Origin of the sequence: Gemmata algarum (assembly GCF_034097035.1) — a bacterium.
GTDB lineage: Bacteria > Planctomycetota > Planctomycetia > Gemmatales > Gemmataceae > Gemmata > Gemmata algarum.
This window is the reverse complement of the sequence record NZ_JAXBLV010000002.1, coordinates 71816-95975: the sequence shown is the minus strand read 5'-3', so window position 1 is coordinate 95975 and position 24160 is coordinate 71816. Positions and strand designations below refer to the sequence as shown.

Annotated in this window: 20 protein-coding genes and 1 pseudogene; 13 read left to right on the top strand and 8 right to left on the bottom strand. The window is 68.1% G+C overall.

Going from position 1 to position 24160, the window contains the following annotated elements; translation table 11 throughout:
• Nucleotides 1–2 precede the first annotated feature (2 nt).
• Nucleotides 3–3887 (bottom strand): sigma-70 family RNA polymerase sigma factor, encoded by a 3885-nt coding sequence (locus R5W23_RS01585; protein WP_320684818.1) that lies wholly within the window; start codon nucleotides 3885–3887, stop codon nucleotides 3–5.
• A 1063-nt stretch (nucleotides 3888–4950) separates the two neighbouring features.
• Between R5W23_RS01585 and R5W23_RS01580 the strand changes: the two genes are divergently transcribed.
• The 4 genes from R5W23_RS01580 (at nucleotide 4951) to R5W23_RS01565 (ending at nucleotide 7362) form a co-directional block, all read left to right on the top strand.
• A complete protein-coding gene (locus R5W23_RS01580; protein ID WP_320684817.1) occupies nucleotides 4951–5544 on the top strand; it encodes a hypothetical protein in 594 nt (197 codons plus the stop codon).
• Nucleotides 5537–5950 carry a transcriptional regulator gene (locus tag R5W23_RS01575; protein ID WP_320684816.1) on the top strand — a complete coding sequence of 138 codons (414 nt, stop codon included), beginning with the start codon at nucleotides 5537–5539 and terminating at the stop codon, nucleotides 5948–5950. The genes R5W23_RS01580 and R5W23_RS01575 overlap by 8 nt, the downstream gene beginning before the upstream one ends.
• A gap of 15 nt (nucleotides 5951–5965) precedes the next feature.
• The gene (locus tag R5W23_RS01570) at nucleotides 5966–6448 is read left to right on the top strand and encodes a hypothetical protein (RefSeq protein ID WP_320684815.1); all 483 of its coding nucleotides are present in this window, start codon (nucleotides 5966–5968) and stop codon (nucleotides 6446–6448) included.
• A gap of 92 nt (nucleotides 6449–6540) precedes the next feature.
• Nucleotides 6541–7362, top strand: a complete 822-nt coding sequence (locus R5W23_RS01565) for a ferritin-like domain-containing protein (protein ID WP_320684814.1) — start codon at nucleotides 6541–6543, stop codon at nucleotides 7360–7362.
• Nucleotides 7363–7731: 369 nt separating this feature from the next.
• On the opposite strand, the gene R5W23_RS01560 is transcribed toward R5W23_RS01565, so the two are convergent.
• Entirely contained in the window at nucleotides 7732–7980 is a 249-nt protein-coding gene (locus tag R5W23_RS01560) for a ribbon-helix-helix domain-containing protein (RefSeq protein ID WP_320684813.1), read from the bottom strand.
• A 67-nt stretch (nucleotides 7981–8047) separates the two neighbouring features.
• Here R5W23_RS01560 and R5W23_RS01555 point away from each other — a divergent pair, with 67 nt between their 5' ends.
• Nucleotides 8048–9004 carry a pyridoxal-phosphate dependent enzyme gene (locus R5W23_RS01555; protein WP_261189672.1) on the top strand — a complete coding sequence of 319 codons (957 nt, stop codon included), beginning with the start codon at nucleotides 8048–8050 and terminating at the stop codon, nucleotides 9002–9004.
• Nucleotides 9005–9021: 17 nt separating this feature from the next.
• Here the strand turns inward: R5W23_RS01555 and R5W23_RS01550 are convergent, their stop codons facing one another.
• Nucleotides 9022–10629 carry a rhomboid family intramembrane serine protease gene (locus R5W23_RS01550; RefSeq protein WP_320684812.1) on the bottom strand — a complete coding sequence of 536 codons (1608 nt, stop codon included), beginning with the start codon at nucleotides 10627–10629 and terminating at the stop codon, nucleotides 9022–9024.
• 121 nt (nucleotides 10630–10750) lie between these two features.
• Between R5W23_RS01550 and R5W23_RS01545 the strand changes: the two genes are divergently transcribed.
• A complete protein-coding gene (locus R5W23_RS01545) occupies nucleotides 10751–11683 on the top strand; it encodes a pseudouridine-5'-phosphate glycosidase (RefSeq protein WP_320684811.1) in 933 nt (310 codons plus the stop codon).
• Here R5W23_RS01545 and R5W23_RS01540 read toward each other — a convergent pair.
• From R5W23_RS01540 to R5W23_RS01525, 4 genes are all read right to left on the bottom strand, one after another.
• Complete coding sequence (locus tag R5W23_RS01540; RefSeq protein WP_320684810.1) at nucleotides 11669–12448, bottom strand: tetratricopeptide repeat protein; 780 nt, start codon at nucleotides 12446–12448, stop codon at nucleotides 11669–11671. The two genes, R5W23_RS01545 and R5W23_RS01540, sit on opposite strands and share 15 nt — an antisense overlap.
• 386 nt (nucleotides 12449–12834) lie before the next feature.
• Nucleotides 12835–13671 (bottom strand): sigma-70 family RNA polymerase sigma factor, encoded by an 837-nt coding sequence (locus R5W23_RS01535; protein WP_261189676.1) that lies wholly within the window; start codon nucleotides 13669–13671, stop codon nucleotides 12835–12837.
• A gap of 613 nt (nucleotides 13672–14284) precedes the next feature.
• Nucleotides 14285–16132, bottom strand: coding sequence for a 30S ribosomal protein S1 (locus R5W23_RS01530; protein WP_320684809.1), 1848 nt, complete (start codon nucleotides 16130–16132; stop codon nucleotides 14285–14287).
• A gap of 254 nt (nucleotides 16133–16386) precedes the next feature.
• Nucleotides 16387–16548: a hypothetical protein gene (locus R5W23_RS01525; RefSeq protein ID WP_320684808.1), complete on the bottom strand. Its 162-nt coding sequence runs from the start codon at nucleotides 16546–16548 to the stop codon at nucleotides 16387–16389.
• Here R5W23_RS01525 and R5W23_RS32555 point away from each other — a divergent pair.
• Nucleotides 16484–16972, top strand: a pseudogene (locus tag R5W23_RS32555) (hypothetical protein); the annotation flags it as partial. The gene R5W23_RS01525 and the pseudogene R5W23_RS32555 overlap by 65 nt on opposite strands.
• A gap of 16 nt (nucleotides 16973–16988) precedes the next feature.
• On the top strand, nucleotides 16989–17996 hold the full coding sequence (locus R5W23_RS01515; RefSeq protein WP_320684806.1) for an ABC transporter permease: 1008 nt from the start codon (nucleotides 16989–16991) through the stop codon (nucleotides 17994–17996).
• Between the two features lie 285 nt (nucleotides 17997–18281).
• Here the strand turns inward: R5W23_RS01515 and R5W23_RS01510 are convergent, their stop codons facing one another.
• Nucleotides 18282–19907 (bottom strand): ADP-ribosyltransferase domain-containing protein, encoded by a 1626-nt coding sequence (locus tag R5W23_RS01510; protein ID WP_320684805.1) that lies wholly within the window; start codon nucleotides 19905–19907, stop codon nucleotides 18282–18284.
• Between the two features lie 172 nt (nucleotides 19908–20079).
• On the opposite strand from R5W23_RS01510, the gene R5W23_RS01505 reads away from it, so the two are divergent.
• The 5 genes from R5W23_RS01505 to R5W23_RS01485 all read left to right on the top strand — a co-directional run bounded on the left by R5W23_RS01505 (nucleotide 20080) and on the right by R5W23_RS01485 (nucleotide 23960).
• Entirely contained in the window at nucleotides 20080–20778 is a 699-nt protein-coding gene (locus tag R5W23_RS01505) for a macro domain-containing protein (RefSeq protein ID WP_320684804.1), read from the top strand.
• Between the two features lie 91 nt (nucleotides 20779–20869).
• On the top strand, nucleotides 20870–21292 hold the full coding sequence (locus R5W23_RS01500; protein ID WP_261189679.1) for a secondary thiamine-phosphate synthase enzyme YjbQ: 423 nt from the start codon (nucleotides 20870–20872) through the stop codon (nucleotides 21290–21292).
• A 31-nt stretch (nucleotides 21293–21323) separates the two neighbouring features.
• Entirely contained in the window at nucleotides 21324–21794 is a 471-nt protein-coding gene (locus tag R5W23_RS01495) for a hypothetical protein (RefSeq protein WP_320684803.1), read from the top strand.
• A 179-nt stretch (nucleotides 21795–21973) separates the two neighbouring features.
• Nucleotides 21974–22375, top strand: a complete 402-nt coding sequence (locus R5W23_RS01490; RefSeq protein ID WP_320684802.1) for a HEAT repeat domain-containing protein — start codon at nucleotides 21974–21976, stop codon at nucleotides 22373–22375.
• A 115-nt stretch (nucleotides 22376–22490) separates the two neighbouring features.
• Nucleotides 22491–23960: a TIGR02996 domain-containing protein gene (locus R5W23_RS01485; RefSeq protein ID WP_320684801.1), complete on the top strand. Its 1470-nt coding sequence runs from the start codon at nucleotides 22491–22493 to the stop codon at nucleotides 23958–23960.
• The last annotated feature ends 200 nt before the right edge of the window (nucleotides 23961–24160 follow it).

The window sequence follows — 24160 nt, the reverse complement described above, 5'->3', positions numbered from 1 at the left end:
GCTCACGGCTTGCGCTCCCACACCACCACCGCGCCCGCACCGCCGCCCGCCGGGAGCCGCTCGAACTCGGACGCGCCGTACCCGGCCACGAACGACCGCCCGTCCGGCGCCCACGCAACCGAAGTCACCGGTGCCATCCGCCACAGCCCCGACGCCACCGCTTCGCCGTCCCGCGGTGCGAGCAGAACCACGCGCTGGGGGCACATGCCAGAGAGCATGTCCACGGCTGCCGCGACGGTGCCATCCGCGGGCGACACGGCCAGTGCGTGCACCCGACCGGCCGGCATGTCGCGCCCGTGGAACGTCCGTCGCCAGATCTCCTTGTCGGTCTTTGCGTCCCACGCGATCACGGTTCCGTCTTCATCGCCTGCCACGAAGAACGAGCCGTCCGGCGCCCACGCCACGCAGGTCACGGGCGCCTTCGGACCGGTCAGCACTCGCGTGGGTGCCCCCTCACCTTTGGGGCTGAGGCTGACGCCCCACGCACCCGAGTCTTGGCCCTTGGACGGAACGGCGAGCCACTTCCCATCCGGCGACCACGCGGGCGCGATACGCCGCGCCACCGACTCACCTTTCGGGCGCGGGTGCGACTGGAACGACCACAGTTCCTTGCCGGCGAGCGAGCGGACCCGGGTCACATACCCGTCGGTCGCAGCGAGGCGGGTGCCGTCCGGCGAAAACGCCACCTCGCTCACCCGACCGAATTTGACGTTGTTCTCGCTCCACGCCGCGAGCTTCGTACCCGGCAGTTCGTAGCCCAGAACGCCCGTGTCGCTGCCGACCGCAAGGCACTTGTTGTCCCGGGAAAACGCCACCCCGTACGCGCCCTTCGTGGCCCGGTTCACCGTGGCGAGCACCTTGCGCGTTTTGGCGTCCCAAACCGCAATCACCCCCATGTGATCGGTCGCGGCCAACAGCTTACCGTCGGGCGACACTGCCACCCCGTTCACATTCCCCTTGAGGTCGGTCAGAGTGGCCACTTCGACCCAATCTTGTGCTACCGCGGGAGCAGGTGGCGTCACGTCGTACAGCTTGACCGCCCCGCCCGGTCCCACAGCCGCACTGAACCCGGCCAGGAGCTGGTTGCCGTTGGGGGCGAATGCCAGGTGCAGCGCGGCGCGGTCCCTCCCCACGGCTCGCTCCGCGAACCGGTGCTGCTCTTTCCCGGTGGTCGCGTTGAACACTTGAATCACCGTTTCCCGAACGCGGTTCGCCTTCCCGCCGTCGCCACCCACTTCCTTCCGACTGCCAACCGCGATCCGCGTTCCGTCCGGCGAGTACGCGAGCGAGTCCACCCGCCACGACGATGCAAAGCGGTGAACCGGGTTCTTCGCACCGTTTCCGGTCGCCCAGATTTCGACACGCGTTCCGAACGAGATCGCGACCGTACCGCCCGACGGTGCGGGAACGGCCCACTCCATCTGTTCCTTCCCGTTGGGCACGAACGTGTCGAGCCGTTTGCCGTCCGTCGCCGACCACACACCCGCCCCGAGCGGCCCGTCGGCGGTGAGCTTCACCCGCGACACGATGAGCCCTTTCCCGTCGTCGGTGAACTGGACCGTGGGCGCGATCTGGTGTCCGGAGGACATGCCAGACGCTTCGAGCTGCCCTTCCAGCCAGAACGCTTCGGTGCCGGTCGCGGTATCGTACACCCGCACGTTCTGGCCGAAGTGAAGGGCGTACCGCTTACCGTCCGGGCTGAACACCGCGTGGCCCCACTTGGCCTTCGTGTTCGGGGGCCGCCGCCCGGCGGTCCGGTGGCCCCGCGCGTCGTACAGCGAGATCAGCCGGGGTTCCAGCACAACGAGCCCGTTGCCCGCGAGGAGGCGCCCCGCTTCGCCCTCAGCCGCGTACAGAGACTTTCCGGTGGCGGCGTCGAACACCTCGACAATGCCGTCACGGAAGACGAGGTAGCGCGAGCCGTCCGGGCCGAACGCGACGCCGCGCATGCCCCGCGCGCTCGGCTCTTCGACGTTCAGTAGGCGAAGCGTCTTCGCACCGGCAGGGGGATCGAAACCAATCACATCTGGGAAGTTGCCGGCCCCGCACACGATCCGCTGACCGTCGGGGCTGAACGCGAGCGACATCACCGGCAAATTGTCCGGGAACCCGTCGAACCACTGCAACTCGGCCCCGGTCCGCGCGTCGAGCAGTTGGACGCTGGCGGTGTCTCCCGTGATGACGCCGCCGGTCCGGCCGGGCGGACTGGTGCTGCGTTCGACCCGGCGCCCGGCCGCCAGGCGTTTGCCGTCCGGCGACCAGGCCAGCGCACTGAACCGCCCGGTCATTCGCTCCCACCCCGCGTCGAACCAGCGCGACAGTTTGAGCGTCTTTGCATCGTACACCTCCACGCTGTACCGGCCGACCGCCAGTTCCGTCCCGTCCGGCGACCAGGCGAACGAAAAGGCCGGAGCCTCGTCCTTCGGGAACGCAAGTGTCCCGGCCCGCGTGCCGGTGGCGGCGTCCCAAACGCTCAGAACACCGTTACCGTCTTCATGGGCGTGCTTCCAGTGGATGCCGGCGAACCGCGTTCCGTCCGGGCTGAACGCGCCGCCCCGCCCGGAGATCCGCTTGTACTCCTCCGGGGTGGACACCCTTTGCCCCGCGAGCACCGGCGCCCCGCCCTTGAAATCGCCGCGGAGGTGATGCACGTTGCCGTCGAACTCGACCCACTTCGATCCGTCGGCGGTGAACGCGGCGGTCGCTCCCCGGTAGATCGCCTCGGGCTTGTCCCGCTTCTTCGCGGCCTGCACCTTACCGGTGCCCGCATCGAGCGTGCGGAACTCATCTTCGGCCAGGACGAACAGCGACTTGCCGTCGGCCGAGAACGCCGCGAACTCGGCCGACGCGCTGAACCGTCGCTCCCGCGTTTCGGCCTCCCACACGACCGCGCGCCCGCCGCCGACCGAAACGAACGCCTTCCCACCTGGGGCGTAGGACACCGAATGGATGCGCCCGTCGTGGTCGAGGAAGCCGTTGGCGGCCGGTTCCGGCTTGGGGACCGGCGCGGCAACGGTCGTGAGCGGTGCCGCGGGCAAGCCCGGAACAGGCGGGCGCCCCGGCCACGCGGCAGCCGTCGCAACGGCCGCCAGCAGCGCCCCGACGGCACACACGCCAGCGAACAGCTTTTTCGGAGCGAGCGCGAAGCTTTTCATCACGCTCTCCGCGAGTGCGAGAACGAACGGTGACGCGCCGCGACCGGCTAAAGTGCCGACCGCAACGGAGCTCAGTTCGGCCGACACGGCGGCCGGCACCGCGACCGCCAGGAGCCCCGCGGCGGGCAACGCCACGCCGCGCCGCGAGAGCCGCGCGGCCAGTGCCTTGCGCCCGCGTGCGAGCCACGACGCCACGGTCCCTTCGGCCCGGCCCAACTCGCACGCCGCTTCCGCGCGGGTCTTGCCTTGAAGATCGCACAGCACGACTGCGGCACGGTGCGTTTCGGGCAGCGCGGCCAGTTCTTCGTCGATCACCGCGCGCAACTCGGCGTGATCGAGGTCACCGGCGACACCGCGACCGTCAACATTCGTCGGAGTGCTAACCGCCATCTCGTACCTCCGCCGCCGGGCGGCAGCGACCTTCGCCTTCCGGGCCGTGCGCACCGCAACACCGTACAGCCAGCCACCGACCGCGCCCGGCGGCCGAACCAGTTCCGCCTTCCGGGCGAGTACCAGGAACGCCGCCTGAAACGCGTCCTCTGCCGCGTGCGCGTCGCCGAGCACCCGGCGGCACACGCCCAGCACCATCGGCCCGTAGCGCCCTACCAGTTCCGCGAACGCGGCTTCGCGGTTCGTGCCCGGCGCCACGATCGCGCGGACGAGTTCGGCGTCGGTGAGTACGCCCCCGGGCTGAAGCCGTGAGACGACTCTGCGGACGGCGGTTGCGGACATCGCAGCTCCCTTCGGCGAACGACCGGTTCCGTCATTGTTTGCCCGGCGGCCGGCGAACTGATGCAGGAAATGCGCGATCACATCCGCCCTCCCCTTCCCGTACCCCGTGGTCGAAGCGTAACTACGCGGCGTATTCACGGTGACCTCGCATCATACGGCCGGCAGCACCAGCACTTCCGCACCCTATTTCGTCTCGCGCGGGAGTTCCAAAAACTCGCGCGACCTCGAACAGAGCCCGTGACCCCGATTCCCGTCCGCAGTGGCGAAGCTGCACATCGGACCGTAACCGCCGCAACCGATTTTCCAATAACACCTTACGGCACGTATCCCGCAGTGATTCCGGAAGCACCCTCCGGGCGAACGGGTGCGTTATTCGTGTTTTGCGGGCACGATTCGGTGGTAGCAACGCACCAGCGACCGGGTAGCGAATCGGCAGCGAACCGCCCGCGAATGTCCCGTCGCGCCCCCGTCAGTCCTGCGCGCCATGCTGTAACCTCCGTGACAGTCTCGCGGCTCAAGCTCGCTCGAATCACCCGAGCGGGCGTGGGCCGCGCACGTCGCGCGGATTGGCTCCCACGGTGGTGTGTCTGGCGCGATCCCATACCAGTCCGATGGCACCGAGTTGGTACGCGCGCAGTGTGACGCCGAATCCGGTTGATTCGTATCCACGCCGTATTCTGTAGCCGGCCTCTGTGAGGCCGGTGTGACATCGCTCGTATCGCACCGGCCTCACACAACGAATTTCAATCCTGGGAAGCCGAATCCGGGCAACCACTTAGGAACTGAGGGCCGGCGGGCTATTTGGGCGCTCGATGGCCGGCTTGATCTCGCCCGCGTTAGAGTGCCTCAATCCCCACAGATTTCATGACCATTCGCAACTTCGGCGTCCCAGGATTGAAATTCGCTGACAGAGGCCGGCTACAGAATACAAGCACTCGTCCGCGACCCGGGTGAGGTGCGGTGCAGCCCTGCCTTCCGGCGAACTGTTCCACCTTCACCCTTGACTTTACTTTGCGGTGCAAAGTATACTGCCGCCAACTTCCCTCTGACGGGTGACGAGCGAATGGAAGTCCGCGACGCGCTAGCCCAGCTCGACCGCATCCACGACCAGCTCACCAAGGGCGAGGTGTACCGCGGGTTCCGCGTGCCCGCGGTGGCGGTGATCGGCGCCGTGGGGCTCTTCGCCGCCGCGGCGCAGCGGTGGGTGCTCCCCGCGGGGGTGCCCGCCGCGTTCGCGGGGTACTGGTCGGCGGTCGCCATGCTCGGCGGGTGCGTCGGGTTCGCGGCGGCGGTGCGGTCGTACCTGTTCCGCGAAGACGACTTCGAGCGGCGCCGCACCCGGCGCGTGATGGGGCAGTTCCTGCCGTGCCTGCTCGCCGGCGCGCTGGTCACGGTCGCGCTCGCCCGCACGGACGGCTTCGTGCCGCTGCTCCCCGGTCTGTGGGCGGTGCTGTTCGGACTCGGGTTCATCGCCGTGCGCCCACACATGCCGCGCGCGATCACGCTGCTCGGGACGGGTTACGTGTTCGCCGGCGCAATGCTGCTCGCGTGGCAGCCGCCGGAGCCGCCCGGGTGGTGCGTCGGCGGCGTCTTCGGCATCGGCCACCTGTTAACGGCGCTCGCGCTGCACTCCACGAAGGAATACCGAGATGAGTGACGCCGACAAAGAGCCCGACGGCGACGCGGGCCGGTTCGCCTACGACGGCCTCGACCCGGTGCTGCACTCGAAGGCCCGCATCGGCATCCTCACGGCCCTCGCGACGCACCCGGACGGGCTGTCGTTCTCGGACCTCGCGCGGCTGTGCAGCCTGACCGACGGGAACCTGAGCAAGCACCTCGAAATGCTGGCCCGTGAGGACGACGCCAAGCACCCGCTGGTGAAGATCACCAAGACATTCCAGGACCGCCGCCCGCTCACCACGGTGGTGATTACGACGAGCGGGCGGAAGCGGTTCCGCGAGTACCTGGCCCAGCTCGAGCGGGTGCTGCGCGACGCCGCCCAGGAGGCCGACGCCACCGACACCGCGGGCGGGCCCGCCCGCCCCGGGCTGGCCGGGGCGTAACGCGAAGGAGCCTCCATGCTCGTTCAAGTGCCCGGCACCGCGGAACCCGTTCCCACCTCGACCCGGTCGCCGGGGTCCGAGTGGCAGTGGGGGTGGGCGCTGGTGGTGCTGGCGAACCTGCCGATCCCGTTCGCCTTCGGCCTCGCCGTCACCGCGAAAGGCGGCTTCTTCGGAATGCTCGCGGGCATCGTGGCCCTGTGGTTGGCGGGCGCCGTGACGGTCGCGCGGGTGCCGTGGATACGACGGCCACTTGTCTCCAGCGCCGGAGTGTTCTCTTTATCACAGACCTTACCTATCGCACAATTCATGGCGGGTGGGGCGGCCCTTGAACTGTGCGCGCAGCGCGTGGCCCCACCGCCAGAAATGACTGAATGGATGGGCTTCCTTGTTACCGTCGTGACCGGCGGGTTGCTCCTCGCGACCGCGCTCGCGGGCGGCCTCTTCTTCCGGATGCTCGTTGCGGTGTTCGCAGGGCACCCGCACCGCCACCCGTCGTAGCGCTATTTGGTCCAGTGCGGGCTTTCGCCCGCTTCTTTTTTGGCTTTTAACTTTGCAACGCAAAGTATTCTGCACCGCTATTGGAGTAACACATGCGAAGTGCAATGCTGGAAGCTCTGGGCCTGAGTACCGAAGACGCCGCGACCGCTGTGCCCGTGAAACCGGTCGTGTGGACGTCCGAGGAGTGGGTCGCGTACTTCGAGCATAACGCGACCAACCTCATGCCGATTCCCTGGGGCGCGGGCGCCGGTGCAACGCGCGAGGAGTTGGCCGAGATCATCGAATCGCTGCGGGCGTGGCAGCTCGGCGAAACGTCCGACGGGGCGCGACTGACGCGGGCGGCCGAGCGGCACGCCGCCCAGACCTACGACCCCGCTTACGTCGAAGCGATCAGGCGGTTCATCGCGGAGGAGCAGCGCCACGGGGAAATGCTCGGCCGGTTCCTCGACCTCGCCGGCGTGCCGCGGAAGGGCCGCGATTGGGGCGACTCGATCTTCCGGCTGTTCCGCCACCTGCGGTTGCGAATGGAGGTGTGGACGACGGTGGTCGTCATGGTGGAGGTCCACGCAATGCTCTACTACGCGGCGGTGCGGCGCGCGACGGGCTCCGCGGTGCTGCGCCGCATCTGTCACCAGATCTTGCGGGACGAGGTGCCGCACCTGCGGTTCCAGTGCGAGCGGCTCGCGATCATTCACCGCAACCGCGGGCACGCGCTCCGCGCGCTCACGATGGGGGTTCAGCGGGTGCTGTTCGCCGGGGTAACGCTCGCGATCTGGGCGGGGCACCGGCGGGCGCTGCGGGCCGGCGGGTTGACGTTCCGGCGCTTCTGGGGCGGCGCGTGGGCGCAGATGGGGAAGGCGTGGCGGGCGATGGACCCGCGCGGGTACACGTGGCCGAAGGGGCGCGGAGGCTAAGAACGCACGGCGGAATGCGCCCGCTCGGGGTAACGCGGATGGCCCCACACAATACGTGTAACTACTAAAGCTCAACAGGAAAGGCCAAGAAGATTTTGACAGGATCAACAGGACAAACAGGATTTCAAATCCGATCTGTCTTCATCCGGTGAATCCTGTTAATCCTGTCAAAATTAGTCTTATGAGCATGCACCCAGCACAGATCGGAACGAATCCGTGACCGCCCATTCCGCCACACGTTTCAAGCACGTACACAAGGCTGTTTGTAACGTTTGAAAACGAGCCGCGACCGCCAGGAAGCGGTTTACGTGGCACCGCTCCCTGGCGGTCGCGGCTCGTCAAAAGTGCTGTATGTCCGCGGCCGTCTGCTTAGCTCCCCGCGTGGGCGGCCTTGACACGCGCGGCCGTCGCGACCGGATCGAACGGCCCGACGCGGCCGGCGACCACGTCCTCGTCCGCCTCGTCCAGCGGCGCACGCAGGTCGGCCTCCTTGCCGGCCTCGGACCGCTGGAGCATGCGCAGGCCGGCGGCAATCACCTCTTCCTGGGTTGCAAACTGGCCGGTCGCCAGTTGTGCGTTCACGATCCGCTCCAGCTCCGGAGTCAGCGTCACGGTCATGGCCGTTCTCCTCTTCGGTCCGTGTATTATCCCTGCCGCTGTTTCCTGGTCAAACCGAGTTCCGGCCATGCCGACTTACGCCTGCGATCTGGCCGCCGTTCGCGCCGCCGCCGAGCGCCTCAAGGGGGCCGCCCACCGCACCCCGGTGATGACGAGTGCGACCCTCGACCGCCTCGCGGGCCGGCGGCTGTTCTTCAAGTGCGAGAACCTCCAGAAGGTCGGGGCGTTCAAGTACCGCGGCGCCGCCAACGCGGTGCGCAAGCTGTCCGACGCCGACGCCGCAAAGGGCGTGGTCACGCACTCCAGCGGCAACCACGCGCAGGCGCTCGCCCTGGCGGCCCGCGAGCGCGGCGTGCCGGCGTACATCGTCATGCCGAAGACCGCCCCGGCGGTGAAGCGGGCGGCGGTGGAGGGCTACGGCGGGCAGGTGACGCTCTGCGAACCGAACCTCGCCGACCGCGAGCGCGCGGCGAACGAACTGGTCGCGCGGACCGGGGCCGCCCTGATCCCGCCGTTCGACCACCCCGACGTGATCGCCGGCCAGGGGACGGTCGCACTCGAACTGCTCGAAGACGTGCCGGACCTGGACGCGATGGTCGTGTGCCTGGGTGGCGGCGGGTTGGTCTCGGGGTGCGCGATCGCCGCGACCGGCGTAAAGCCCGGAACCCGCGTGTTCGGGGCCGAGCCGCTCGGGGCGGACGACGCCGCCCGCTCGAAGGCGGCCGGGGAGTGGCTCCCGCAAACCGGCCCGAACACCATCGCCGACGGGCTGCTCACGAGCACCGGTCAGTTGACGTGGCCGGTGATCCGCGACCTCGTGGAGCGCGTCTTCACCGTGTCGGACGACGAGATCCGCGCCGCGATGCGGCTGGTGTGGGAGCGCATGAAGCTGATCGTGGAACCGAGCGGGGCGGTGGGCGCCGCGGTGGCGCTGAGCGAGGCGTTTAAGTCACTTCCGGGACTGGCGAAGGTCGGCGTGGTGTTCAGCGGCGGGAACGTGAACCTCGACAAGCTGTGGTGGTAACCCCGGGCGCGGGCCGGTCACTTGGTCAGTTCGAGCCACAGTTGGTGCGATTCCATTCGCGCGTTCGCCCAGGCGGCCCACACCAGCGACCGAGCTAGGCCGCCGCTCCCGTCGAGCGCGAGCAGCCATTCGAGCGCCGCCGCCTGAGCGGTGGCGAACCGGCCCACCCGCGCGAACTGTTTGTCCAGCGGGGGCGCGCCGACCGACTCGCGCGGCGTCGCCGCGGCCACCTCCTCGGCGACGGCCTTGAGCGCCAGCACCTTCGCGCGCGCCGCCGCACGCTGCTGCGGCGGCGCGTCCGGGGAGCGGCGCAGGGCCAGCAGCTCGCGCTCCTCGGGCAGCAGTTTCACAAGCGTGCGGCTCCTCGTGATGCCGTTCGGGTCGGCCGGCATCAGTCGCGCCAGCCGCGGCCCGATCTGGCGGGCGTAGGTCTCGTGGGCGGCGGCCAACCGCTCCCCGCCCTCCGTCACACTGCGCTCGGCCGCGAGCTGCTGCCGGAGCTTCCGCCAGCCGGGGAGCCCCTCCGCCCCCATCGCGCCGGCCACCCCGGCCACGCAGAGCGCGGGCAGCATCGTCAGCAGCATCCACGCCCCCAGCCGCCGCGGGCGGTCGCCGAACCGCGCCGCGTTCAACAGCCCGGCGGTCAGCAGCCCGGCCAGCCCGCCGCCGAGGTGCCCCTCCCAGCTCACGTTCGGCAGGAAGCTCACCGCCCCGTTCAGCAGGAACACCACCATGAGCCGCCGGAACCAGTCGGCCGCCACGTCCGTGGGGAGCCGGTCGCGGAACGTGTGCAGCCACACGAACAGCGACATCTGCACGCCCCAGATGGCCCCGGACGCGCCCGCGAGCAGCGCGTTGGGCTGGAGCGCCATCGCCAGCGCGCTGCCGGCCAGGCCCGATATCGTATAGATGAGCAGCAGCCGCCAGCGGCCCCAGAGCAGTTCCGCCAGCGGCCCCATCATCGCGAGCGCGAACAGGTTCCCCAGCAGGTGCAGCGCGCCGACGTGGACGAAGCAGCACGTGAACAGCCGCCACCACTCGCCCGCGAGCAGGTCCATCCCGCTGACCGCCCCGAACCGGTGCAGCACCTCGGGGTGCCCCTCGCTCAGGCTGCGCGAGAGCGTCAGCCCCCAGCGGATGCCCCACACCGCGCAGATGAAGAACCACACCGCGTTCGCCATCAGCAGGGCGGGCACCACGACCGGCGGGCGCGTCGCACCGTCTTCGACGCCGACGGCCGGGTGGCCGAGGTCGGCCGGTTCCGCCGTCGCGTCCTCTTCCGCCGGGGCGGCCTGCGCCGCGACGGCGGAGGCCGGTACCCCCTGGCTCAGGCGCTCCAGCGCGCCGGCGTCCGCAACGGTGATCTTCCCGGCGGGCGTCAGCGCGAACCCCTGGCCCACCCCGCGGACCCACTCCGTCGCCAGAACCAGCCCCGCGAGCCGGAGCTCGGACAGGGGCTCGTCGAGGCTGTCGCGCGAGGTGCCACTTTCGGCCGCGAACCGGCCCGGGAACCACGGGCCGGGGGTGCTCGCGATCTGGAGCAGAACGAGCACCGCCGTCGGGGCCGCGGGAACCGGTGCGGGCGCGGCGGCGGGCGGCACCACCAAGCCGACCTGAATCGGCATGGGGGTTTCGTCGACGTTCGCGGGAGTTTGGGTCTCGTGTCCCGGTTCCATAGCTGGCATTATGTGTGCTTCCGCGCGGCCTGTCGATGCGGACCTTTTCAAATTCGCCCGGTGAACGCCTTTGCACCAGACGCAAACGATTCCAGAATGGTTAGCCGTTAGCGACGAGGTACGGGCGGCGGTCGCGGCCGGCGGCCCGGTGGTCGCGCTCGAGTCCACGCTGATCGCCCACGGGCTCCCCTACCCGGTCAACCTCGAAACGGCCCGCGCGGCCGAGCGCGCGTGCCGCGCGGTGGGGGCGACGCCGGCGACGATCGCGGTCCTCGGCGGCCGGCCGACGGTGGGCCTCTCGGGCGCCCAACTCGAGGCCCTCGCGACGCTCCCGTGTGTGCGAAAGGCGGGCCGGCGCGACCTCGGCGCCGCGGTCGCGCTCGGGCACCACGCCGCGACCACCGTTTCCGCCACGATGGCGCTCGCGCACGCCGCCGGCGTCCGGGTGTTCGCCACCGGCGGGTTGGGGGGCGCGCACCGGGAGGCGGAGCCGTTCGACATCTCCGCCGACCTCACCGAACTGGCGCGCACGCCGGTGCTGGTGGTGTGCAGCGGGGCGAAGAGCATCCTCCACCTGCCGCGCACGATCGAGATCCTGGAGACGCTCGGCGTGCCGGTGGTCGGTTACCGCACGGACGCGTTCCCGGCGTTCTACGTGGGCGACCACGCCCCGCCGCTGCCGGTGTCCGCGCGGGTCGATTCTCCGGGCGAAGCGGCCGACCTGTTCGCGGCGCACGTGCGCATGGGCGGCGCGGGCGCCGTTCTCGCGCAGCCGTGCCCGGCCGATGTCGCGGTGCCCGCGGAAGAGTTCGACCGGTGGCTCACCGAGGCGAGTCGCGAGGCGGGTGCCGCGGGTGTGACCGGGGCGAAGGTGACGCCGTTCCTGTTGTCGCGCCTCGCGGCCCTGAGCGGCGGGCGGACGCTGGCGGCCAACCAAGCGCTGATCGTGGCCAACGCCCGGCTGGCGGCCGAAGTCGCCGCGGCGCGGTCAGTCGCGCAGTAGCAGCGGCCGGCGCTCGGCAACCGTCAGCTCGCCCCCGACCACGTCGGCCCGGGCCGCCGCGCGTTCGGCACCGGCCGCGTGCCGGTTGCCGGCGCGCTCGTGGGCCTCGGCCAGGTACACGAGCACGCGGGCGTCGCCGGGCTTGCGGGCCTTCGCCTCGGTCAGCGCGGCGAGCGCCTTGCACAGCAGCTCCTCGCAGAACGCCGCGTCCCGGGCCTTCGCCCCGTCCTGCTCCCGCACGAGCAGCAGCAGCCCCACGCCGCGGTGGAACGGTTCGGCGAACCGGTCCCCGGTGCGCATCGCGATCTCGCGCAACTTGATGTGCGCGGTGACCAGGTGCGGGTACAGGGCCGGCGGGCCGGCCTGTGCGTCGGCGGCGAACCGCTCGTAGTGCCCCCGGGCGTCTGTAACACGGTCGGCCTGAAAGTACAACTCCGCAAGCTGGAGCCGGAACAGGTGCTGGTCCGCGTGCCGGCTCACGTAGGTCTCGAGGTGCCCCGCGGCCCCCAGGTGATCGGCCCGCTCCAGGCACTGCGCGACCAGGGCGAGTTGGTCCTCTTCCGGCGGGTCTTGTGCGACCGCGGACTTTGCGGACGCGCGAAGCACCTCGGCCGCCGTTTTCGGCACGTCCGGGGGCCGGCCGACGACGCGCACCGGTGCCGTGACGGGCGGCGGCTGCTTCGGCGGGTCGGGGGGCGCCGGGGCGTGCAGCGACTCACACCCGACAATCACTCCGAGCAGAACGAATCCTAGTGCCACCCGCATTGCAGCCCTCCGGTCGGCACCGGAGGAATCGACTGCGCGGTTTGTGCGAACCGACACGATCTGGAGAACGGGGCGAAGTCGCGAGCGAAGGTGGGTAATTTCTGCGTGTCGTTCCGCTCGTGCCGAGCGGGTCCGAACCGCCGCACGTGGCGAGGAAGTGATACCTAATCGGGTCGAGTCGTGCCGGCGCCGGAGCGCGGGCCTCTGGCCCGATGGTATGCGCGGGAAGTGAGCCCCAGGTCCCGCAGAGCCGAACCGAACCGCCAACGTCAAGCGGGCCAGAGGCCCGCGCTCCGGCGCCGGCCACAACACCGCCGCACATCAACCAGATCGGGCATGCGTCCGGCGCGCGAGTCGTTCGGACGGGACGCGGTCTCGGTACCGGCTCACTCGCCGCTCAGGTCCTCGCCGAGCTTGGCCAGCGCCTCGCCCTCGATCTGGCGCACCCGCTCGCGGGTGAGGCCGAGGCACTCGCCGATCTCCTTGAGGGTCTTGGGCTCCTCGTCGTTGAGCCCGAACCGCATCCGCAGCACCGTCGCCTCGCGCTGGTCCATCTTCTCCAGCAGGATCAGCACCTGCTTCAGGTCGTCGGTTTCGACCATCTCGGTGTCGGGCGTCTTGGCCCGGTTGTCCATCAGCATCTCTTCGATGCTCCAGCCCTGGTCGCCCTGGTCCGCCTGCGGGGCGGCGTTGTACACCCGGATGGCCTTCTTGATGATCGCGAGCTTCTTCTTCGGCAGCCCGAGCAGCTTGCCCACCTCCTCGTGGGTGGGCGCGCGGCCCAGCTCGTCGCTGAGCTTGTTGGTGGCCCGGCGCCACTTGGCGAGCAGCTCGACCATGTAGGCCGGGATGCGGATCGTCTTCGCGGTGTTCACCAGCGCCCGCTTGATGCTCTGCTTGATCCAGTAGCTGGCGTAGGTGCTGAACCGCGTGTTCATCGTCGGGTCGAACCCCTCCACCGCCCGCAGCAGGCCGAGGTTGCCCTCCTCGATGAGGTCCTGGAGGGCGAGCCCCTTGCCGGTGTACCCGCGGGCGATGTTGACCACCAGGCGCAGGTTGGCGCGGACCATCCGGTCGCGGGCCTCGGTGTCGCCCTGGGCGATGGCCCGGGCCAGCGACTTCTCCTGATCGGCGGTGAGCAGGGCCGTTTCGTTGATCTCGCGCAGGTACGTTTCCAGCGGGGACTGGACTACGTCCGGGCGGTAGCGGCGGAGTCGCGACATGGTAACGAGCATCCTGTCTGCAAAAGGTCCGATTCGGTCGCGGTCGTCGAGCGAGTCCGCAGCCACCTACCGGTAGCGAGCCGGGTCGGGAACCGCCGCGTGCGCCGTTACTCGCCCACGGACGAACCCGCAGGGACGTATCGACCGCTGAAACGATAACCTGGATCGGCGCGCGGGTGGAACGCCCAAGTAAGGGGGATTTCGGGCGTCGTCGAGCGAACCAAAACCACAACCCGACCGCCGCAACAAATCGCTACAGCCGGCAGGCGCCGCGGAACCCACACTGTCGGAGCGCGGGGCGGGCAAAACCCGAGACGGGAGGGAATTGCGACCGCACCGGACGTACAACTCGCGCCGACGCAACGAAACCGTTGCCCTGTTCCGGGCGGGCGTCCACTTGGCAACTAGCACAACCTACTCATCGACCAACGATTTAAAAACCCTCAAAGCCCGAAAAAGTCGCCGAAACCGCTTCGGTTCGTGCGGCGTTCAAGGCCCGGTCACAGGTTTGCAACCGGTATAAAAACACCCCGGCCCCGGGTATTCGCCGGGGCCGGGGTCAACGGATTCCGTATTTCCGCACCGCGGGCGGACGGCCCGCGGATCGGGGAACTCAGCTCTTGTCGCCGGGGAGTTGGAACAGCGGCCCGGCCGAGCCCATGCCGCCGCGCAGCCCTTCGCGCGGCTGCTCCTTCTCCTTGCCGCCGCCGCCGCCTTCCTTCTTGGCTTCCTTCTCGCGGGTGGCCTTCGCCCGCTCTTCCATCGCCTTCTCGGCCTCCGGCCCCTCGATCGGCAGGTCCGGCACGTCGTCCGGGACGGTGTTGTCGTCCACGTTCTTCATGCTCAGGCCGATCTTGCGGTCCTTCGCGTCCACGCGGAGCACCTTCACGTCGACCTCGTCGCCGACCTTCACCACCTCTTCCGGCGACTCGACCTTGGCGTCGGTCAGTTCGGAGATGTGGAGCAGCCCCTCCAGGCCCTCTTCCAGTTGGACGAAGACGCCGAAGTTGGTGAGCTTGGTGACCTTACCGCGGACCTTCTGGCCCGGCATGTAGCGGGCCGGGATGTCGGTCTCCCACGGGTCGTTGCCCATCTGCTTGAGGCCCAGCGCGACCCGCTTGCGCTCCTGGTCCACGCTCAGCACCACGCAGGTGAGCTTCTGGCCCTTCTGGACCACCTCGGACGGGTTCGACACCTTGCGCACGTAGCTCATGTCGCTGACGTGCAGCAGGCCGTCGATGCCCTCCTCGATCTCGATGAAGGCGCCGTAGTTGGTGAGGTTCCGCACCACGCCGGTGATGACCGTGCCGGTCGGGTACTTCTTGGCCACCTCGCCCCACGGGTTGCTCTGGCACTGCTTCATGCCGAGCGAGATTTCCTTCTTGTCGTGGTTGATGTTCAGCACCTGAACCTCAACCTTGTCGCCGATCTGGACGATCTCCTTGGGGTCGGCGATCCGCTTGATCCACGACATCTCGGAGATGTGGACCAGCCCCTCGATGCCCGGCTCGAGCTTCACGAACGCCCCGTAGGGCATGATGTTGACCACTTCCCCGGTGTGGCGGCTGTTGATCGGGTACTTGGCCTCGATGTTCTGCCACGGGCTCGGGGTCTTGTGCTTCAGCGACAGCGCGATCTTTTCCTTCTCGCGGTCGATGTGGAGGATGTACACCTCCAGCGTCTGGTCGATCTGCACCACGTCGCGCGGGTTGGTCACGCGGTGCCAGCCCATGTCGGTGATGTGCAGAAGGCCGTCGATGCCGCCGAGGTCCACGAACGCGCCGAACTCGGCGATGTTCTTGACCACGCCGGTGCGGATCTGGCCGACCTCGAGCTCGCCGAGGAGCTTGTCCTTCTGGATCTTGCGGCGGTCCTCGATGAGCTTGCGGCGGCTCACCACGATGTTGCGCCGCTGCTCGTCGATCTTCAGGATCACGCACTCGATGGTGCGCTCGATGTACTCGTCGATGCTCTGCGGGCGGCGGATGTCCACCTGCGAGGCCGGCAGGAACACGTTGACGCCGATGTTGACGAGCAGCCCGCCCTTGATCTTCTTGAGCACCTTCCCGGCGACCACGTCGCCTTCCTTGTGCTTGGCGAGGACCGCGTTCCACTCCTTCTGCCGCTTCGCCTTGCGGTAGGACAGTTGGATGGTGCCGTCTTCGCTCTCGGCGGTTTCGAGCAGCACCTCGACCGTGTCGCCCGGCTTGGGCGGCGGGGTGTCGGCGCCGTCCTCCTTCCACTCGTCCAGCTTGATGATGCCTTCGGACTTGTAGCCGATGTCGATGACGACGTCGTCGCCGCGGATCTCGAGGACCTTACCGGAAACGATCTTGTTCGCTTCGTAGTCCTGGTCCTCGCGGCCCACCCAGGCCGCGATCTCCTGGGTGAAGATGTCGTCCAGGCCCTCAATGTCTTCGTCGTGGGCTTCGAACTGGCGGAGAAGGTTGCGGTTGACCATAGTTTGGGGAAGGCGGTCGGCCCGAGCGGTCCGGTACGGAGCGGCAGGGACAGGGTTGAAGGTTGCCCCATTCCCGGCGCGCGAAACGCTGCGCGCGTCACACGGAAATGAAGTTTGGGAATTGTATCGACCGTTCGGAATTCGCGACAGGGGGCTTTGATAAAGGATGAAAGATCACGGGCGACGAACGAACCCGAAACCGTGGGAGCAGTAACCCGCGGCGGACGTTTCCGGTATGATTCAGCCGTCATCCTTCACCCGAACTTCCCCATGAACCCGATCCAGTTACTGAAGTTCGCGCTCGGCGGCCTGTGGCGCCAGAAGGTGCGCACCGCGCTCACGCTCATCGGCGTGACGGTGGGCACCTGCGCCCTGGCGTTCAGCATCGCCCTGGGGCTCGGGCTGCGGGCGTTCATCGACACGGAGTTCCAGGGCCGCGACGACTTCTGGCGCGTCCTCGTGCGGGTGGACGAGCCGCCGCCCGACGAGAGCACCATCCCGCCCGAAAAGGTCGCGGTTCAGGGGGCCATGTCGGACGAGCGGCGGGCGCGCATCCGCGAGGGGCTGGTGGACCGGTACCAGAGCAAGAAGGCCCCGAAAGCGCTCTCGCTGCTGACGCGCGAGAAGCTGGACGCGATCGCGGCCATCCCAAGCGTGTCCGAGGTGCGCACGTTCCGCACCGGCGAGGGGCGGCTGTGGGGCGGCACCGCCGACAAGCCCGCCCCGGTGTTCGTGACCAGCGGGCGGCTCGACGACCTCGCGCCGCGACTCATCGCCGGCCGGTTGCCTTCTTCCCCGGAGGCGGACGAGATCGTCGTGTCGGAGTTCGCGCTGTACCTCCTCGGCGTTCACGACGATGCGGACCTCGCGAGCGCGCTCGGCCGACCGGTGCGGCTCGAAGTGGGGGGGGGTGAGGAACAGCTCGTCGCTGGCACTGGCCCGGGCGCTGCTCGGGCAGCGCCCGCCGGAAGAGCTGACCCTGTCTCAGCTTCTGGTGCTGGAGAAGCTCCGCACGAACCTGCCCAACAAACTCGGCGCGTTCAACCTGAGCGCCGCCGAACAGGCGGAACTGAAAAAGCTCCTCGAACCGCCCGCGGAGCCGACCGACGAGCGCCCGGGCGAGTCTGGGAAGACCGCGACCGCGACGTTCCGCATTTGCGGCGTGGTGTCGCGCCTCACCCGGGTCGAGCGCAAGAAGCTCACCCCGCTCGACGCCTGGGAGTTGGGACAGGGGGACGCATTCCTCCCGCCGGCGACAGGCGACCGTCTGTTCCAGCAACTCCCGTGGCACAAGGAAGGCGGGTTCATGTCGGCGGACGTGCGCGTCACGCCCGGCGGGGACCTGCCGACCGTGGTCAAGCGGGTGGAAGATCTGGGGTTCCGCACGCACAGCGGGGCGAAGTGGTTCGCGGCGGCGAAGCGCGAGGTCACGCTGATCGCGGCGGGCCTGAACCTGTTCGCGTTCATCGCCCTGTTCGTGGCCGCCGTCGGGATCACCAACACGCTGGTCACGAGCGTCGTGGAGCGGACGAAGGAGATCGGCGTCCTGCGGGCGGTGGGGGCGACCCGTGGGCAGGTCATGGGGCTGTTCCTGTCGGAGGGCGCGCTGATCGGCGTGTTCGGTGCGGCGGCGGGGCTCGCGCTGGCGCGCGGGCTGGCGGCCTGGGCCGACGGGTGGGTGCAAGGGCTGATCGCCGGGCAGATGGATGGGCAAAAGATGCTCTCCACCACGATCTTCGTGTTCCCGGCGTGGCTGTGGGTCAGTTCGGTGGCGTTCGCGGTCGGCGTGACGACGCTGGCGGCCCTGTACCCGGCCCGCCGCGCGGCTCAAATTCACCCTATCGAAGCGCTGCGCTACGGGTAGCCCTCGACGGAATACGGTAACGCATGACGGAGCGAGGCCCACTCGGAGGGGCCTCGGCCAACCCGAGAAGAGCAAGGAATATTTTGACAGGATCGACAGGATAAACAGGATTTTGAATCCATCGATCTCCATCCTGTTTATCCTGTCGATCCTGTCAAAACCTGTCTTCGTAAAGGTGTGGCCCGCTTGGCCTGAAACGAAGCTGGGATCAGCGGCCCTTCGCCCGAGGTGTTGAGGAGCGAGCGGAACGGCCATAAGTCACCGGTTCCCGTTACGCGGCCGGTCTCACGCCACGAGCCGCTGCTCCGCCTGCTCGGCCAGCTTGATCGTACTCAGCCCGCCCCGCTCGGTCGCCACGTCCACCACCTTCAGCCGGGTGCCGGGGGCGAGGACGAATTCCTCTTCACCGGTGAACGCCGAGAAGGCGCGAATGCCGACCGCCGTGACCGGCGCGACCTCGAACAGCGTCCGCCGGCCCCGCGAGCCGAGGAACGCCCGCGCCACCCCCAACTCCGACGTGCAAGACGACACGCCCCACCACGTCACCACCCGGCCGACCGGGTACTGGCCCCGGAGGTCGAGCGGCACCCCGCGCCACAGGCTCGCGCGCCGCTGCGGCAGCCGCGCGACGGCCGAGAATAACAGTCGCAGGTAGTCGTGGTACGGCGCGACGACCGCCCGGTCGGGGTTCCGCAGCGCGGCGTTGATTTGCCGGTAGAAGGCCGATTCGCACGTGTACAGGTGAACGGCCGCGATCTCGTCGGCGGTCAGCCCGTGGGCGCCGGCCCCGCCCGCGCGGCGGCCCGCGAACTCTTGTGCCCGCCGGAAGTAGTCGTCCAGCCCGCGCAGCGCCGTTCCGACCCCCGCCGCCGCGTCGGCGAAGCTCGGGGGCGGTCCCCCGAGCAGCCCGGTGATGGCCGGCAGTTCGGCCAGCCCTTCGTCCTTAACGCTCTGCAACCGCTCCAGGTACAGCTTGTGGAGTTCCATCGTGGACGTGATGAACGCGCCCATCCGCGCAGCGGTTTCGTCCGCGGGCGCGTCGGCCGCAACCGAGGCGGGCCGGTCCCAGCCGACGCTCGGGAGCCAGTCGACGGGTTCGGCCCCGAGCGCGCGGAGGGCGTCGTTGACGTCGCCGAAGTGGTCGCCGTTGCAAAAGACGTCGCCCTGGGCGGCGGGGTTGGCGTGGTCGATGTGCCGCACCTTCACGTCCGGGTAGTGCCGCTGGAGCCGCAGCACCACTTCTTTCAGGCTGCGGGCGTGCTGCCCCCACCACACGAACACCACCCCGCGGTCCGACGCCGCGGCCGACTGCTTGGCGCGCAGGATGTGGTCCACCACCTTCTCGACGACGGGCCGCCAGAACGCGGTGTGCTGGTCGGTGGCGAGCGCGCCGTCGGCGCTGGCGGTGAGCGCGGCGTTGAGCAGCAGCACGCCCTGGGTGAGCATCGCCTGGAACCAGCCGGGCGGCTGGACGGTGTCGTGCTTCTTGAGCAGCGCACGGATGTCGGCGATCGGCGTGGCCTTGGGGATCTTGTGCTTCCACATCGCCGCTGCCTTGATGATGCAGCGGATGGTGATGACCTTGCCGAACTGGCTGTCCGCCCAGTTGCCGAACGCGTTGTCGAACATGGCGATGCCGGTGGCGCTCTCGGCCCGCGGGTATGGGTTCTGTCCGAACACCACCACTTTCCACTTGTGCGGCGGGTTGGGCTTGAGCGCCTGAAAGGTCAGTTCGCGGACCGGGACGACCTGTTGCCCGCGCTTCGGACCGATGAACGTGTGGGCGGCGGACTGCGACTCGATCACCGGCTTGAGAACGGGCAACCAGTCTTCGCCCCCGCCGGCGAACAGTTCGGCCAGCGCGAGCGGGTCGTTCGGTGGGGCGGGTGCGGGGGGCGTGTCGGCGCTCATTTCTGGGGCTCCTGAGTTGGTGGGTATTGTGCCACCGGCGGCCCGGCGTCGCGATGTCGGGTGGGCCGTCGCGCGCGTGCGCCCCGGCTGCAACCGACCTGCCGCCCCACACCCTGGCGCGGTACCGTTTCCGCACCAAATCCGTCTTCAACCCGGTTCCGCGAAGGGGCATATGACCACTTCTCAACTGCCCGCACTGAAGGTCGTTCTGGTGGACGTCAACCGAGCCGTTACCGACGCCTGGGAAGCCGTGTTCGCAGACGTGCCCAATGTCGAAATCGTCCGCGGGTCGATCACCGCCCGCCGCACGGACGCCTGGGTCACGCCCACCAACTCACTGGGGCGGATGGACGGCGGGGTGGATGCGGCCGTGAATCGCCACTTCCGCGGGCGCATTCAGGCACTGGTTCAGGACGAGATCGCGAAACGGTACGGCGGAACGATGCCGGTGGGCGCGGCGACGTGCGTGCCGACCGGCGGGCTCCGCCCGCGGTTCCTGATTTCCACCCCCACAATGGTGCAGTCCGCCCAGGACATCAGTGACACGTTGAACGTGGCTCTGGCGTGCGCGGCTGCCTTTCAGGCGGTCCACATGCAGAACGCGAAGGAACCGGGGAGCATCGAGTCCTTGGCGCTGCCCGGGCTCGGCGCCGCGACCGGCCGGGTGCCGCCGCGGGTGTGCGCCAACCTGATGTGGACCGCCTTCACCCTGTTCAGCGAGTACGTGTTCAGGGACTACGACACCCTGCGCACGGCGGTGTTGAGCCAGCTCGGCGGACACGACCTGGAAGGGGAAGAGCCGATTCGCGTGTCCGTCCCGAAAGAGTTGGACGCGCAACCGTTCGTCGTCGGGCCGAACGCGAACTGGTGAGGCGGTGCCACTCGGGCGAAGTGACTTCGCCCGTCCGCGTTGAAGGCGCTCCGGATAAGATGTGCGAAGCGCCCCCGAACGAGGAACCGCCATGAAATCGCGCACCGAGTACCTGACGTTCAACCTGCCGACGAAGATGGGGTTCCTGAACATCACCCCGCAGGTCGAGGACGCGATCCGCAAAAGCGGCGTGTCGGAGGGGCTGGTGCTGGTGAACTCGATGCACATCACCGCCAGCGTGTTCATCAACGACGACGAGCGCGGGCTGCACCGCGACTTCGGGGTGTGGCTCGAAGAGCTGGCCCCGTTCAACCCGGACCCGAACCACTACCACCACAACCGCACCGGCGAGGACAACGCCGACGCCCACCTCAAGCGGCAAATCATGGGCCGCGAGGTGGTCGTCGCGATCACGAAGGGCAAGCTCGACTTCGGCCCGTGGGAGCAGATCTTCTACGGCGAGTTCGACGGCCACCGCCCCAAGCGGGTGCTGGTCAAGATCATCGGGGAGTGAACAACGAATTGCCCCTTCCGCGAGCGACCTCATGCCGCAGCGACTTAGCGATGTGCCGATGTCCGAACTGGTTCCAGAGACACAGCAGTGGAACGGCGGTCACGGCATCGACCTCTTGACGTGGTTCGGTTGCGTCGGGAGCATCGAGCACGCCATCGCCTATGGCGAGTTGTTTTGGCCGGATTTCGTGGAGTATGACGGCTGCGTCCTGTTCGCCGGGTTCAACGAAGCCAGCTACCGGGGGTTCATGTCTCAAACGGGCGACGACCGCCGGGCAGTCGAGGCGGTGATGAACCACCGACACATCATTGACATCTTCTCGGGGTCGGGACAGGAGCCGACCCGCCATCAGGTGGTTTACCTCGGTCGCCTGCTCCGTGAGATGTGGACAGCAAAATTGCGCCAAAACTTCCCGACGAAGACCGTTGTGGTCAGCTTTCCTGAAGAACCGTCGGAGCGGCTTCTGGATTACGAGATCACCTTCTACCAAACCGAGCAATAGCCGTGCAGTCGTCCCCAAAAGGTCGGGAACTCCATTGGGGGCTGACGTTCCCATAAAAGGCCCGAACAGTTCGATACCCGCGGGGAGCGCCACAACAAGCTCTCTGTCCGGAGACGGCCCCCAATTAAAAGCGAGGTTTGGTCGAGATCACAGGGAGTAAGCTGAGGGAGGAGCGACAGATGAAAGCAAAGTTCCCCGGCTTCAAGAAGTGCGTGGCAATGATGAGGGCGCGTGACCCGGCGACGCAGGAGGACGGGTTTCACTGGCTCCGACCGCACGCTGGCGAGCATGTTCACGAACTCATCGGGGAGTTCGGCCAGGAGAAGGACCACGGCCTCCGGTGCTGGCTGCTCGAACTCATTGGCCTCGCCAAGTCACCCGCCGCCTTCGAGTTCCTCGCCGGACAACTTCGGAGTGCCGACGAGCGGTTCCGGTTCTGGGCGATCTCGGGGCTGAAGAATCTCGACACCAAGGAAGCCCGGACGCTTCTTTGGGAAGCCCGCTCCTACACCTTCGGGTCGCCGGCGGAAACGGAAACGTTCCGCTCGGAACTCGAAGCCGTCTTGAAGCAGCAATCGTAGCGGCAGTACTCCAGAGCCGCCGTACCAAAGGTCATCAGGGAGTCCCCACTGCCCGCGAACCCCGGAGCCGTGCGGCAAGTCATTCGCACCGAACCGAGACCGGAGGCATTCGGTCATGAATGACGAACAGGCGCTGCTGGCGGCAATCCAATCGCACCCGGACGAGGACGCCCCGCGCCTTGCTTACGCGGACTGGCTCGACGAACACGCGCGTTCCGAAGCCGACCGCGCCAGGGCCGAGTTCATCCGCACGCAGATCGAAAGCGCTCGCCTCCCCGCAGATGACGACTACCGTGCCGAGTTGGAAGCTCGCGCCGAGAAACTGCTACACGCTCACCAGCGTGATTGGCTCCCCCCGGACCCCGTCTGGCTTGCTCTGTTCTACAAATGGCAGCGCGGGTTCGTCGCCGCCCTCGACCCATGCTCGCGAGGCGTCTTCAACGGTGAAAACCATCTAAAAGACCTTGCCGCGTTCCCACTCGCCGAAGAGCTTAACCTCAGCTTTTACGTGGCCGACGCAGAATTCCGTCACATGCCCGATCTTCCTAATCTGCGGTCGCTCGACATCGGCGGGAACGCGCGGATCACCGCGGATTCGGTCCGGCGCATCGGTCGGTGGCGAACGCTCCGTCGGCTCTCCCTCACCGGCGATACCATCACCGATGCCGCTCTACCACATCTAGCGCAGCTTAACGGGCTCGAAGAACTGGATCTGAGCTACACCCGCATAACGGATGAGGGATTACAGCACCTTGCCCCACTCACCGCGCTGCGCGCGCTCAACCTCAGCCGCACCGCTCTCACCGCACGCGGGTTGCGCACGGTAGCGGCACTGCCACGCCTGCGCAAACTGATACTCCGGGATATGCCTTTGGGCGCCGCCGAGCTAAACGAGTTGACCCGAATGCCGGCGCTGGAGGAACTCGATCTGTGGGACGATTTCCCGAATCGACAACTTGATGCCGCGTTTCTCGCTCCGCTGGAAGATGTACCCGCACTTCACTCCCTTGCGCTCAACGGTTGGGGTGATCCGAGTTGGACAGTACCCGAACGCCTCCTATCGCTCCGACGGTTGCGCGGGTTGGAAGAGTTGAAGACCTGGGATCTTGAACTCGGGAACGATGGGCTGGCGGCGGTATGCGAGCTACCACGCCTCGCGCGGCTCCATTACGCCGGCCACTTGGTGACCGGTGGGCTCCACGTACTCGCTGGGGTACCGGGGTTGTTAGCACTGAAACTGGATTGCACCGGAATCACAGACAACGAATTTACGTGCCTTGGTGTGCTGCAATCCCTTCGGTGGCTTGATTTGTCAAACAGCCCAATCACGGACGCCGGTTTGAAATACTTGGAAGCATTACCCGCCCTGCTCACTCTCATCCTCGATCACACCAGTATTTCCGATAGCGGACTCCACGCGATCAAGCTGCCTTCCCTGCGCCGGTTCAGCGCACGGGGAACGTCCGTCACCCAGGATGGGGCCTGGAACCGGCGGGCGGCGTGGGCGCCAGGGCTCCGTGATGCGTGCGGAGAGGGATGGTCCGTCGGCTCGCCGTCGTGGGCGCGCGGCGAGCGGTCGTGGTGAACGCTCCCCGCGCCTACGAATCCCGCACAGGGCTTCCGCCCTGTGCTACGTCCGGCGACCCCTCCGGGGTGCAAGACCAAGGCAAAAGAGTAAAGTCAAAAGGCAAAAAGGATGCAGCACTTTGCCGTTACACTTTCGCCTTTCAACTTGTTCTCCGCCCCGGAGGGGCCGGCGGACGTAGCACAGGGCGGAAGCCCTGT

Coding starts and splice junctions, on each gene's coding strand:
- R5W23_RS01585 (WP_320684818.1), bottom strand. CDS start 3,887: ATGTCCGCAACCGCCGTCCGCAGAGTCGTCTCACGGCTTCAGCCCGGG.
- R5W23_RS01580 (WP_320684817.1), top strand. CDS start 4,951: ATGGAAGTCCGCGACGCGCTAGCCCAGCTCGACCGCATCCACGACCAG.
- R5W23_RS01575 (WP_320684816.1), top strand. CDS start 5,537: ATGAGTGACGCCGACAAAGAGCCCGACGGCGACGCGGGCCGGTTCGCC.
- R5W23_RS01570 (WP_320684815.1), top strand. CDS start 5,966: ATGCTCGTTCAAGTGCCCGGCACCGCGGAACCCGTTCCCACCTCGACC.
- R5W23_RS01565 (WP_320684814.1), top strand. CDS start 6,541: ATGCGAAGTGCAATGCTGGAAGCTCTGGGCCTGAGTACCGAAGACGCC.
- R5W23_RS01560 (WP_320684813.1), bottom strand. CDS start 7,980: ATGACCGTGACGCTGACTCCGGAGCTGGAGCGGATCGTGAACGCACAA.
- R5W23_RS01555 (WP_261189672.1), top strand. CDS start 8,048: ATGCCGACTTACGCCTGCGATCTGGCCGCCGTTCGCGCCGCCGCCGAG.
- R5W23_RS01550 (WP_320684812.1), bottom strand. CDS start 10,629: ATGCCGATTCAGGTCGGCTTGGTGGTGCCGCCCGCCGCCGCGCCCGCA.
- R5W23_RS01540 (WP_320684810.1), bottom strand. CDS start 12,448: ATGCGGGTGGCACTAGGATTCGTTCTGCTCGGAGTGATTGTCGGGTGT.
- R5W23_RS01535 (WP_261189676.1), bottom strand. CDS start 13,671: ATGTCGCGACTCCGCCGCTACCGCCCGGACGTAGTCCAGTCCCCGCTG.
- R5W23_RS01530 (WP_320684809.1), bottom strand. CDS start 16,132: ATGGTCAACCGCAACCTTCTCCGCCAGTTCGAAGCCCACGACGAAGAC.
- R5W23_RS01525 (WP_320684808.1), bottom strand. CDS start 16,548: ATGAACGCCCGCAGCCCGAGCCCCAGGGCGATGCTGAACGCCAGGGCG.
- R5W23_RS01515 (WP_320684806.1), top strand. CDS start 16,989: ATGCGGACCTCGCGAGCGCGCTCGGCCGACCGGTGCGGCTCGAAGTGG.
- R5W23_RS01510 (WP_320684805.1), bottom strand. CDS start 19,907: ATGAGCGCCGACACGCCCCCCGCACCCGCCCCACCGAACGACCCGCTC.
- R5W23_RS01505 (WP_320684804.1), top strand. CDS start 20,080: ATGACCACTTCTCAACTGCCCGCACTGAAGGTCGTTCTGGTGGACGTC.
- R5W23_RS01500 (WP_261189679.1), top strand. CDS start 20,870: ATGAAATCGCGCACCGAGTACCTGACGTTCAACCTGCCGACGAAGATG.
- R5W23_RS01495 (WP_320684803.1), top strand. CDS start 21,324: ATGCCGCAGCGACTTAGCGATGTGCCGATGTCCGAACTGGTTCCAGAG.
- R5W23_RS01490 (WP_320684802.1), top strand. CDS start 21,974: ATGAAAGCAAAGTTCCCCGGCTTCAAGAAGTGCGTGGCAATGATGAGG.
- R5W23_RS01485 (WP_320684801.1), top strand. CDS start 22,491: ATGAATGACGAACAGGCGCTGCTGGCGGCAATCCAATCGCACCCGGAC.